The organism is Pseudoalteromonas sp. MMG007 (genome assembly GCF_018100985.1).
Taxonomy (GTDB): domain Bacteria; phylum Pseudomonadota; class Gammaproteobacteria; order Enterobacterales; family Alteromonadaceae; genus Pseudoalteromonas.
Window position 1 is genome coordinate 292,366 of record NZ_JAGJEI010000003.1, and the last position, 11,406, is coordinate 303,771.

General features: G+C 38.5%; 9 protein-coding genes. 4 read left to right on the top strand and 5 right to left on the bottom strand.

Features of this window, described 5'->3' with window-relative positions:
- Positions 1–12 precede the first annotated feature (12 nt).
- Complete coding sequence (locus J8L71_RS06855) at positions 13–543, bottom strand: GNAT family N-acetyltransferase (protein WP_210999891.1); 531 nt, start codon at positions 541–543, stop codon at positions 13–15.
- A gap of 226 nt (positions 544–769) precedes the next feature.
- Here J8L71_RS06855 and J8L71_RS06860 point away from each other — a divergent pair, with 226 nt between their 5' ends.
- Complete coding sequence (locus J8L71_RS06860; protein WP_210999892.1) at positions 770–2,083, top strand: M20/M25/M40 family metallo-hydrolase; 1,314 nt, start codon at positions 770–772, stop codon at positions 2,081–2,083.
- A 231-nt stretch (positions 2,084–2,314) separates the two neighbouring features.
- On the opposite strand, the gene J8L71_RS06865 is transcribed toward J8L71_RS06860, so the two are convergent.
- The 3 genes from J8L71_RS06865 to J8L71_RS06875 form a co-directional block, all read right to left on the bottom strand.
- Positions 2,315–3,112, bottom strand: a complete 798-nt coding sequence (locus J8L71_RS06865) for a response regulator (protein WP_210999893.1) — start codon at positions 3,110–3,112, stop codon at positions 2,315–2,317.
- Positions 3,113–3,239: 127 nt separating this feature from the next.
- Positions 3,240–3,956, bottom strand: a complete 717-nt coding sequence (locus J8L71_RS06870; RefSeq protein WP_210999894.1) for a Sir2 family NAD-dependent protein deacetylase — start codon at positions 3,954–3,956, stop codon at positions 3,240–3,242.
- Positions 3,953–4,969 carry a kelch repeat-containing protein gene (locus tag J8L71_RS06875; RefSeq protein ID WP_210999895.1) on the bottom strand — a complete coding sequence of 339 codons (1,017 nt, stop codon included), beginning with the start codon at positions 4,967–4,969 and terminating at the stop codon, positions 3,953–3,955. Before J8L71_RS06875 ends, J8L71_RS06870 begins: the two co-directional genes overlap by 4 nt.
- Before the next feature lie 388 nt (positions 4,970–5,357).
- Here J8L71_RS06875 and J8L71_RS06880 point away from each other — a divergent pair, with 388 nt between their 5' ends.
- Genes J8L71_RS06880 through J8L71_RS06890 form a run of 3 tightly spaced genes read left to right on the top strand, consistent with a single transcriptional unit; the run spans position 5,358 to position 9,975 of the window.
- Positions 5,358–7,418, top strand: a complete 2,061-nt coding sequence (locus J8L71_RS06880) for a TonB-dependent receptor (protein ID WP_210999896.1) — start codon at positions 5,358–5,360, stop codon at positions 7,416–7,418.
- 9 nt (positions 7,419–7,427) lie between these two features.
- Positions 7,428–7,955 carry a YfiR family protein gene (locus tag J8L71_RS06885; protein ID WP_210999897.1) on the top strand — a complete coding sequence of 176 codons (528 nt, stop codon included), beginning with the start codon at positions 7,428–7,430 and terminating at the stop codon, positions 7,953–7,955.
- A gap of 4 nt (positions 7,956–7,959) precedes the next feature.
- Complete coding sequence (locus tag J8L71_RS06890; protein WP_210999898.1) at positions 7,960–9,975, top strand: EAL domain-containing protein; 2,016 nt, start codon at positions 7,960–7,962, stop codon at positions 9,973–9,975.
- 70 nt (positions 9,976–10,045) lie between these two features.
- Here J8L71_RS06890 and J8L71_RS06895 read toward each other — a convergent pair whose 3' ends face one another.
- Positions 10,046–10,681, bottom strand: a complete 636-nt coding sequence (locus tag J8L71_RS06895) for an isoprenylcysteine carboxylmethyltransferase family protein (protein WP_210999899.1) — start codon at positions 10,679–10,681, stop codon at positions 10,046–10,048.
- Positions 10,682–11,406 lie beyond the last annotated feature (725 nt).

Here is an 11,406-nt window from a genome sequence, read left to right on the forward strand (position 1 = left end):
GTAGCAAAGCGTCTAATCCGATGAGTTACTAAAGCATCGCCACTGTTTTCTGGTTAAGGTGTACCGTTTAACTGTCTTTTTGTGATATTGGCCCAGCTCATACACACCAAACCCAAGCTTCTCGATAACACTAATTGATCCCGTATTTTTAGGCTCCACAATCGCAATTATTTCTGAAATATTTAAATTAGTGAAAGCAAACTCTAAAACTGCACAAACAGCTTCAGTGGCATAGCCTTTATTCCAATGTTCTCTGCCAAGCCTATATCCCAAATTTACGACTAGCTTATCATTATATGCTTCTTTATTTAGGCCTGAAAAACCAAGCAACTTGTTATTATTCTTATCAATTACTGCCCAAGGCCCAAAATCATATTCTTTATAGCTTTTTTGACACCATTGGACAAAATTTGATGTTGCTATTTCATCCATAACACCATTTAAAGAATACAACATAACCTCAGGATCAGATAAAATTAGTGATAAAGGTTTAATATCGTTACTAGTTAATGGACGAAGCAAAAGCCTTTTAGTTTCTAGCAAATTTACTCAACTCCTTTTAATTAAGATGACACCCACTTTATTTAATCTGGCGGCTCACTTAATGCAAAACTTAGGATGGGTGTCTATTTAATTTTATAATGCGCACACTCCATGACTTTTAAACTTGTAACTCGTTATTATTTATAAAAGTCATAAACTACACCTATTGAATACTCTGTATTTTTACTTCATATTAGCTGAACTACTCTCCAATTATTAGGCTGTTATGTCATTTTTAAAATTTAGCCATGCACTTATTCTCACCCTTGCGAGTACCTTACCGCTTACAAGCCATGCGGCGCTTGATAAAAACGAGCGTGAAATAGTAAAGCAGGTTGAGCAAAATATTCCTCAAGCGCTTGAAGAGATAAAACAAGCGGTAAACATTAATAGCGGCTCACTGAATATTGAAGGCGTAAAAAAGGTAGGCGCGCTGGCAAGCGAGCAATTAAAAGCCATTGGTTTTAAGGTTGAGTGGTTAGATGGCAGCGCATTTAACCGTGCAGGGCATGTACTCGCAACCTATAAGAGTAAAAACCCCGATGCAATAAAAATACTGATGATCGGCCATCTTGATACCGTATTTGCCAAACACGATAACTTTACTACTTATAAACAAATTGATGAACACACCGCGAGCGGACCAGGTGTTGCCGATATGAAAGGCGGTAATACGATAATAATTACCGCGCTTAAAAGCTTACAAGCCCTTAATTTACTTGAAAACGTGAGCATTAAAGTACTGCTTACGGGCGATGAAGAAAGCAGCGGTCGCCCACTTAGCTTATCTAAACAAGCTATTGTTGATGGCGCAATTTGGGCTGACGTAGCGCTTGGCTATGAAAATGGCGATAACAATATTAAAACCGCGATGGCAGCGCGCCGTGGTTATACCGGCTGGACGTTAAATGTAACGGCCAATGCTGCACATTCATCGCAAATATTTAGTGACAAAGTGGGCTATGGTGCTATTTACGAGGCATCGCGTATTTTAAATGATTTTAGAGAGCAACTTGCCACAGAGCCTAATTTAACTTTTAACCCGGGGCTTATTGTGGGCGGCACTGATGCACAGTACGACAGTGCCAACTCGTCGGCCACGGCGTTTGGTAAAAGTAACGTTATTGCGCAAACCGTGCATGTGGCGGGTGATTTACGTGCGCTTTCGCCAAAGCAGGTAGAGGGCGCTAAAAAAGTGATGCAACAAATAGTGGCTAAAAGCTTAAATGGCAGCCAAGCTGAACTTATTTTTGAAGATGGCTACCCACCAATGGGGCTTACCGAGGGCAATAAAAAGCTGCTTGCGCTATATAGCCAAGCAAGCCAAGACTTAGGTTATAACAAAGTGGTGGCTGCAAACCCTCGTAATGCCGGCGCTGCTGATATTTCGTTTGCTGCAAACCATGTTGATATGGCGCTTGATGGCCTTGGCCTAATGGGCAGTGGCGCGCACACTAAAAACGAAACCGCTGATTTAACCTCTCTAAATAAAAACACTGCTAAAACAGCGTTACTTATATACAGATTAGGGCAGTTATAAACGCAGGCTTTCGGTTTGCCAATAAGTAGCTTAGTGTTGTTTGCGCCAAAATTAAAAATGGTTTTAAGATTTCCTTTTCGATGGCGAATACTTGATAGCGCGTAGCCGCTATTTTATGTTTTATAGCGTTTCAGTTGTTTAACGTGCTTAATCCATAAGTTAAAACGGCAGTAGTTACGTGTTTAACTACCGCTGCTTTAACTTATGATATGTTAGCCATTTTTTGAACTGCTAAGACATTATTTTATACAGTAATTCTCGCACTGTAGCCGGTTCGAACGGTTTATCACAAATTGCATCTACACCCGCTTGTGCAATATTAGCTAGGTGGGTGTCGTTTGCCTCTGAGCTCACCATTAAAATAGGAATATGCGAGTAAGCATTTGAGCCACGTACTGTTTCGGTTAATTGGCGGCCATCCATTTCCGGCATGTTGTAGTCGGTAACGATTAAATCAAACGACTGTTCACTAAGGTGCTCAATTGCTTCTTTACCGTTTTCAGCCTCTACAGGCTCAGGTATACCCATGCCCGCTAAAACGCGTATTATGTGCTTACGTGCAAAACGGCTGTCGTCTACCACTAAAACTCGCAGTAACGTTACATCAAAATGATCAAGCTCTACTTCTTCTTCGCTTATTATATCTAAGGTTGCTTTAAGTGCGCGGGTAATCGCTTTTGCGCTAAAAGGCTTGGGTAAAATAGCCAACACGCCCGATTGACGTAATTGCTCAAGGTATTTTTTATTACGCTCGCTCGATATAAGCATAAAAGGTTGATGCTCAGTGACGGGGTTTGACCGTATTTCTTGTAGTAGTGAGTCGGCTGTCCCGTCTGATAAATACATAGAGCTTATTACTAAGTCGGGGTGATAACTTGCTAATAAGCTAAGCGCTTGAGTTTGTGTTGTTGCAGTTTCAACTTGTTTTACACCGCTTTCTAAAAGCGATTTTATTATTATTTTTTGCTGAACCTCTGAAGGTTCTACAAGTAATATTGACAAGTTTACTATTGCAGTTAAGTCGCTCATTCAGATCTCTTTGGTATTGGTATTGTTATAATCAAAATAATAATAACACTTATACTCCGTTAATATTATATAAAGAGATTGTAATATTTAAGAAAACATTATCAATCCTTTTTAAATATAGCACTTATTAATTAGATTGAATGTAATCTAACGCATTCATTTTTTTATATGTAACGTTAGTGTGCAAAATGTGTGCAGGCTCAGGGTCAACCACTTCAACGGGTATATTGTAATTTTGCGCTATTTCAATTGCCATTTGAGTGATATTAACGCTAAATGAAGTGCCCATAAATACAATCTTCTCGGCATTTAGCATACGCTGTTGCGCTTCGCTTATTCTATAAAGATCGGTGTAGTATTCGTCAAACAATAAAACAAACGGCTTATATGAATGATTTAGCTCAGGTGCTTGGTTTTGAATATTAAATAGCTCAAAAAGAGATTCTTGAAGGCGGCTTTCATCTACGCTATCCCATGGGGTCATTAGCGGTTTAACTGCTTCGCCCTGTTCATGAAATAATGTCATTTTATCGAGCCTGCCGTGTATTGCAATATAATTTTTGTTACCCGCTTTGCCATCAAGCCCATCTATATTTTGGGTGATAAGGTTTTTATCGCTAAGCCAGTGGTGTACTTCATTAGGACCATGATTACGATACGTTGCAAAACGGTTGTAATACCAAGCTAAAAACTCTCGCGGGTTGTTTTGATACATAGCTCGCGTAGCCATTTCCATAGGTGTATAATTTTTACTGCCTATGGTCCAAAAGCCATCTTCGCCTCTAAATGTAGGGATCCCACTGGCAGCGCTTACACCTGCGCCTGTAATATAAAGCGTGTTCACTGTGTTACCTCATACCCTATTACATCGCTCGTTACTTGCTGCTGATTGTTCATACCACCAATACGATACAAAGCCCCGCTGTGCTCAAGTAATCCACGGTGATCCATACTGCCTACAGCTAAAGGCGGCAAAGCTTGCCATTTATCTTGCTCAATATTAAAACGCCACACGTGTTTACTTGCCGGTGCTGGCTTTTTATTGTAGCCAATACCATCGTAGTTATAAGGGTTGTTAGAGCCTGCCATCATGTAAATGTTGCCATTGTAGCTAGTAGCAGCCATGCGATAATGCGACTCACCTGTAGGATGAGGTAACGTACGCCAATCTATTTGTAGCGGATTAATTGCGTTAATAGTACCTTTTAAACACTGCGCAATACCTGTAAACGAGCGGCGTGAATCTGGGTTTGCTTGGGTTTTAACGCCATCACATATAACAATGGTGTTACCGCTAATAGCAGCTGCTTGACCAAATACTGGCTCACCTAAAAAAGGTGATGCCTGTTGCCACGTGTTGGTGTAGGTATCGTATACCTGTACTAAATTTACGTTTCCATCGTTATGCCAACCGCTAACAAGGTATATGTAACGCTCTTTGTAACTAATCGCTACGCTGTCATCTACCGGTACCGGCATGCTTGCAAGGTGTGTGTATGTATTGCTTTTTATATCAAAACGGTACACATCGGGGCTTGAAATTTCACTATGATCGCCGCCTACTGTATATCCACCAAATATATAGGCGTATTCACCTAAGCCTATAGCAGTACTCGCTAAACGCCCTTTTAAAGGTAAACTTGAAGGCACGCTCGCTTGTTGCTGCCATGCGCTCTCACCTAATTTAAGTGAAAACACCTTGTTGTGTACATCAGTATGTTGTTTGTTTTTACCAAGCCCCATAAAACTTAAAAAGTAGTTTTGGTTTTCAACAGTAACCTTAGCTACGGCATTGTTAGCAACGGGTTCGGGTAAAGCAGGAAGGCTTGCTAACGCGACAGAAAAAAGAAGGCTCATAAGATAAATTATTTAATAGTGATTAATTTACTTAGGGTAAATTATTTTGTCTTTATGAACCAGTAATGATGCCCCTATGACAAAACTTCATTTTAGAAGTTTGATACATATTTCAACAGTGCATAACGACTTAAATAAGCAGCGTCTCTTTGGTGCATTATATTTTTAGAGGGTATGTATAAAGCTAACTAATATTTTCCCATGACAACTAAAAGTGCACTTATGATCCACGTGACCAACAAAAATAATATGCTGTTTAAATTAAGTAAAAGCGCTTTATTACTATTTAGTCTGATTTTTTACTTTTAGAGCGCTAATACATGTTAACATTGTGTAATACCAAAGATTTTATAAAACAGTGATTGTTTTGATTGTGCAGGAGATATTGGTGAAATTATCACAACGCTTTTTATGGCCATTACTTTTAATTTGCCCCATTGCTGTAGCAGACCCCTTCAAAGATGAAGATTTAGACCTCGATGCCCTTATGGGAATGGATGTACAAGCAACATCAGCCATGAAAAGAGCACAATCGGCTTTTGATACCGCGTCATCTATTTATGTATTAAGCAAAGAACAAATTACTAACTCAGGTGCTACATCAGTGCCAGAAGCGCTAAAAATGGTGCCTGGGTTAATAGTACGACAGCTCGATAATAACCAATGGGCTATTTCATCAAGAGGTATTGCTTCTCGCTTTTCTAGTAAGCTATTAGTGATGATTGACGGACAAAGTTTATATACACCAAAATTTGCAGCCGTATATTGGGAAACCCTGAATGTGCCTTTATATGATATTGAACGCATTGAAGTAATACGAGGCCAAGGCGGATTACTTTGGGGAAGTGATGCAAATAATGGCGTTATTAATATTATTACCAAAAATAGCCTTGATACTCGAGGTGGCTTTGCAAATGTCACAACGGGTAACCAGATTAATGCAGATATAAATTTACGCTACGGTGGTGATATTAGTAATCAGGGTAGTTATCGTTGGTACGGCCACCTAAAAAACGCCAAAAAGTCGAAAAAAGGGATTTCACTCCCCCCTAGCGATACAACTAAACAGCATTCACTAGGCTTTAGAACAGACTTTACCCACAGTGACGAATGGTCAAGCCTAATACAAGGTGATTATATCCACTCAACACTCGGGCAAAATTACCGTGGCGTGATAGACGACACTAACGTGAACATTGCATTTTCAGATGAGCTGGAGCGAACTGACTCACGTATTATGGCTCGACTAGAAAACCGAATGTCTCCAGATGCCAATCAAATGCTGCAGCTATCTTGGCTTAAACAAAACGGATCGCAAGACTATATAAAAGAAGACTTTGAGTCGATAGATATTGATTATCAAATGAATTTTATATACCAATCTTTACAACTCGATTGGGGATTAAATTACCGTTATAACTCTATTTCATTTGCAGATAGTTTATTTTTAGATAGTGATAGAGACTTTGACGATCTCATGCAATTTGGTGTGTTTATTCAAGCACAATACAATATAACGCCAGATAAGCTTGATTTTATTATTGGCGCTAAAGCTGACCATAACGATTTAACCGGCTGGGAAAATCAACCTTCAGTCAGATTTATCTATAAACCAGCTCAAAACCACTTAACGTGGAGTGCTGTATCTCAAAGTGTTAGAACCCCTACATTAATTGAATTTAACGATAACTTTAAAGTGAATGGTATAAAAGTAAAAGATCTTGCCGTTATGAGTTCAGGCGTTCAAGCCTTAGACAATTATCGAATTGCCACCTACTTAAATGGTAATGATAAAGTAAAATCAGAAAAGTACCTGTCTTACGAATTAGGTTATCGCTTTAGCGACAATGATTGGTCAGTGGATCTATCGACTTATTATACAGATGCTAAAAATGTAGCTGTAATAGATATGAATAAACACGACGAACAATTTTCTCCAATACTTGATTTATTTCTTGCAGGAAGAATACCTGAGGTATTTCAAGCTTTAAAAACAACTCGTGTAGACCTAGATTTTGCATCAGTTGCAGACACAACAACGAAAGGGTTTGATGTGCTGCTCTCGTGGCAACCATTAGATAAACTAAGTACTGAGTTAGGGTATAGTTACACCAAATATACTTACGACTTACCGCCAAGAGTAGAGCCTGCCATAGGTTATGACTCAAAAAACAGGCAGCTATTTGCTAAGGCTAATTATACTTTTTTAACTAATCACAATATACTTGCAACACTGCGCGCAGAAAACTCAGATGCATACAATACAGAAAATTACACCACACTAGATATTACATGGAATTGGCAAATGAGCCCTGTATGGGCCACCGCAATATCCGGTAAGAATCTATTTGCTGGCTCACACATTGAATATAATAATAGTAACGAAACATACACGCTACCAAACTATATTGATGAATGCATAACATTTACTGTTTCGGCAACCTTCTAAGCAGGCACAATGTTTAAACTAAGAAGCTTAATCCATAGTATTTTAATAAACCTGACGCTGTTTAGTGTTTGTGCTAGTGCTGCGGAAAAAGAATATATGCTAAAGGCAGGCTTCTTATACAATTTTGCTCGGTTTGGAAGCTGGGAGCAGCCTTTAAATTCTTTCAAGGAATTTACTATATGTAGTTCCGACGAACACTTTATAGAAGTGGCTAATGGTGCTCTAAAAAACAGAACTATAAAAAGTTTACCACTGCATAATAAACTTATTACATTTAATGAGTCCTCTTTAAAAGGTTGCAACCTCCTGTTCGTTACTTCTAATTCCTTTGAAAAATGGCAATCAGCTAAAATCACCAATCTAAAAAATATAATGGTAATAGGTGAAAGCGATTTATTTATAGAAAGCGGCGGGCATATTAGGTTTTTTCTTTCAGGAGGGAAAATTCGTTTTGAAATTGCACCTAAACAACTCAAGGAAGCAAACATAACAATGAGCTCAAAAGTATTACGTCTTGCTCGCGTTGTGCAAAGGTAATTTAATGAGAAAATTATTTGCACTAAACACGATCAGTAAAAAATTATTAGTTATTTTAATGAGCGTTGCACTTGTCTCTACCGCTACAGTTACCATTGTATTTAGTGCTTATGAGATAAATAGCGCAAAAGAAGAGCAAGTAGAGAGCCTAGACTCTCTCTCGAAAATGCTAGCACCAAATATCACAACAGCTCTTATGTTTGATGATCTAGAAGCAGTACAAGAACTGATAAATCCAATATTAATGCGCTCAGACGTAATCAGTATAACGGTGTATAACCAAAGTGATGAACAACTTGCTATCGCTCTATCAACCGTTCAAGCGCTTGATCATAATATTGAAGTAAACACGCCACTTAAGTTTGAAAAAAATAACTATGGTTTACTAAAAATTAGGGCAAATGATAGCTATATCCAAAACAAAATTTCTTTTTATATTAAATTTTTAGTGGTTTTGATGGTTTTTACCTTTGCTATAAGTTTAATTTTATCTTTATTATTAAGACGTCGCTTCTTAAACCCTATACTTTACTTAGCGCAAACCGCAAATAGAATAACGACATCCCATGACTACAGCCTACGTGCTAAACAACTATCTAAAGATGAGGTAGGTCAGCTCACAGCCTGCTTTAACGACATGCTATACAACATTGAGCAGCGAGATAACTCTCTGGAAAACCAAGTTAAGCTCAGAACTAATGAGCTTCAAAGCGCCAATATTCAATTACACCAATATGCCTACCAAGATGGTCTAACGGATTTACCTAATAGGCGTTATTTTTACGAAAAACTTCAAAGCTTAATAAATGTAAAAGATATGACATTTGCACTTATCTTTATTGATTTAGATGGTTTTAAAGAAGTTAACGACAGCCTTGGACACGATTACGGCGACTTATTATTACACCAAGTCGCTACAAGGCTGCAAAATTGCGTAACGGATAAAGACACTGTCGCTCGATTGGGAGGAGATGAATTTACTTTAGTTTTAGAGGGTATTAGCGACTCAAAGCAGGCATCAAAAATTGCTGAAACAGTAAAAAATAGCTTAATGGAAAGTATAAAAATAAAAAACGAAACGGTCTATGTAACAGCAAGTATAGGCTTAACGTTTTACCCTGTTGATGGAAGAACCGTTGAGGAGCTTGTAAAACGAGCTGATCAAGCAATGTATTTATCTAAAAATAAAGGCCGTAATCGTTATGAATTTTTTTCTTACGAAATTGAAGAAAGAACAACACAAAGGCGCCGATTGATTGAAGAGATAAGGACTGCACTTGCTCAGAAGCAATTTGAGTTATTCTATCAACCTATCTTTTCAATAGACGGCTCGTCAGTACCAAAAGCAGAGGCCTTGATTAGATGGAATCATCCTAAGCGCGGTATAATCGGTCCTAACGAATTTATATCTGTAGCAGAAAAAAACGGTTTAATAGGCCATATTGGGCAGTGGGTTAAATCTCAAGCAATTAAAGATACTATCGAATTTAATAAGCTCAGTGATAAAACAATACAAATTAGTGTGAACACATCACCTTTAGAAATTGATAGGGCTGGGCAATGGGTAGATGATTGGATAGCTGCAACTGAAGAGTATCAGCTACCTAGCAACACCATACTTATTGAAGTCACTGAAAATACATTAATGGATCCCGACTCATTAATACAACGTCAATTAAAACGTTTAAGTGATATAAATATTGATATAGCTATTGATGACTTTGGTGTTGGTTATTCATCGCTCGCTTACTTACAACGCTTAGACGTTGATATTCTAAAGATAGATCGTTCCTTTATTCAAGATATCGAGTCAAACGACAACAGTATTGCACTAGTAAAAGCGATTATAACAATGGCGCATAATTTAGATGTTATGGTAGTGGCTGAAGGGGTGGAGACAAGTAGGCAGTATGAACTATTGAAACACCTTAACTGCGATTACATTCAAGGCTATATTTTTTCAAAAGCAATTACCAAAAAAGAGTTTATAGAGAAATATATCACGAAAGATATTGGCTAAAGGTAACCTGAGCTCAAATTACTAAGTTCAGGTTATTTACTTTGTAATATATAGCTAATTAAGCAGTGGCTCACAACCAACGCGGTACTAATTGTTTATACTCTTTATATTCCCCAGCAAAGTGCTGCTCAAGATGAGCTTCTTCAACTAAAGTTTGTCTGTATACCGCAATCATGCCAACCACTAAACAAATTAGACTAAAAATACTTGGTAACGCTAAAAAGAAACCAATTTGAGCTGCTACCACACCTACGTACATTGGGTTCCTTGAAAATTCATACAGGCCATTCGTTTTGAGCTCACTTGGGCCATGAGGGTCTACTCCTGACCGCCAAAGCGAGGCCATATGAAAATGCACAAACATTGTCAGGACAAAACCAGCCGTTAATAAAATATTTCCAAACATAACACCTGGCCAGCCATTCAACACATTTAGCAAACCGAGATAATCATCAATCTCAGGAATAAATACTCTAAGCACGCAGACAAACCATATAGCAGCTCTGAAAAACTTAAACACCATATGGTTCCACCAACTAGAGCAAAATTGCTCGCCAGGAAAAATAACACCTTTCGGCGTAGAGCGATTCTTATAAATGATTCTGAAAGTGTAAAAACCTGCGACAAAAGTATAAAAAAGTGCGAGGTATATTCGAGTAAACTCGAGAAGAGATGCAGAGTCATCTAAAAGCAGTGGTTGATTCATTGAGGTTGGACTCTCATTCATATTTAATACTAAAGTAATATGCACATACTAGTATTCATACGCCATACAAACAAGGGAAGTAATTACTTTGAGATAAATTTATTAAGTGTACTGCTAACCCTCGCGCTTTTAGGTTCTTCTTTTCGCTAATATTGTAGAGCACAGTGCCATAGCAGAATATTAATGTGCATTGAGCTGCCTTAAAGATGTTTCGCTTGGTTATAGGGATACAAATGCCGTGGAGTACAGGATTTACGAGACCGGCCATTACTAAATTCGGCATGGGGTCTGGCTATTGATTAAACCCCAAACAGCAAAAAATACGTCACATCGCTGTAACGGGTTTCTTTTATTTAAGTACTGGTGATGTCGTAGTGCCCACAGCGGTAGAGAGCCACATAACAAATGCTACACTACCTTTGTGTCGGGGCTCGCCTTCAAGCTGCTTTGCTTTCCTGCGGAGTTCGGAATAGAGTCTTGGCTACAGTTTTTATTTTCACTTTTCTGCAGACGTAAAAAAGCTCGACTATTGCTAGTCGGGCTTTCTACAATTTGAAGTCGGTGCGCTACGCAGTAGAATGTCCTACTTTCACATAGCAAATGGGATACTATCATTGGCCGGGGCTCGCCTTCGAGCTGTTTTGTTTGATGTATAGGAATACAAATGCCGTGGAGTACAGGATGTACGAGAGCGGACACTACTGAGTTCGGCATGGGCTCTTGGC

What these genes read in the sequence shown, in the direction of transcription:
- J8L71_RS06860 (WP_210999892.1), top strand. Translation starts at nt 770, where the DNA reads ATGTCATTTTTAAAATTTAGCCATGCACTTATTCTCACCCTTGCGAGT.
- J8L71_RS06865 (WP_210999893.1), bottom strand. Translation starts at nt 3,112, where the DNA reads ATGAGCGACTTAACTGCAATAGTAAACTTGTCAATATTACTTGTAGAA.
- J8L71_RS06875 (WP_210999895.1), bottom strand. Translation starts at nt 4,969, where the DNA reads ATGAGCCTTCTTTTTTCTGTCGCGTTAGCAAGCCTTCCTGCTTTACCC.
- J8L71_RS06885 (WP_210999897.1), top strand. Translation starts at nt 7,428, where the DNA reads ATGTTTAAACTAAGAAGCTTAATCCATAGTATTTTAATAAACCTGACG.
- J8L71_RS06890 (WP_210999898.1), top strand. Translation starts at nt 7,960, where the DNA reads ATGAGAAAATTATTTGCACTAAACACGATCAGTAAAAAATTATTAGTT.
- J8L71_RS06895 (WP_210999899.1), bottom strand. Translation starts at nt 10,681, where the DNA reads ATGAATCAACCACTGCTTTTAGATGACTCTGCATCTCTTCTCGAGTTT.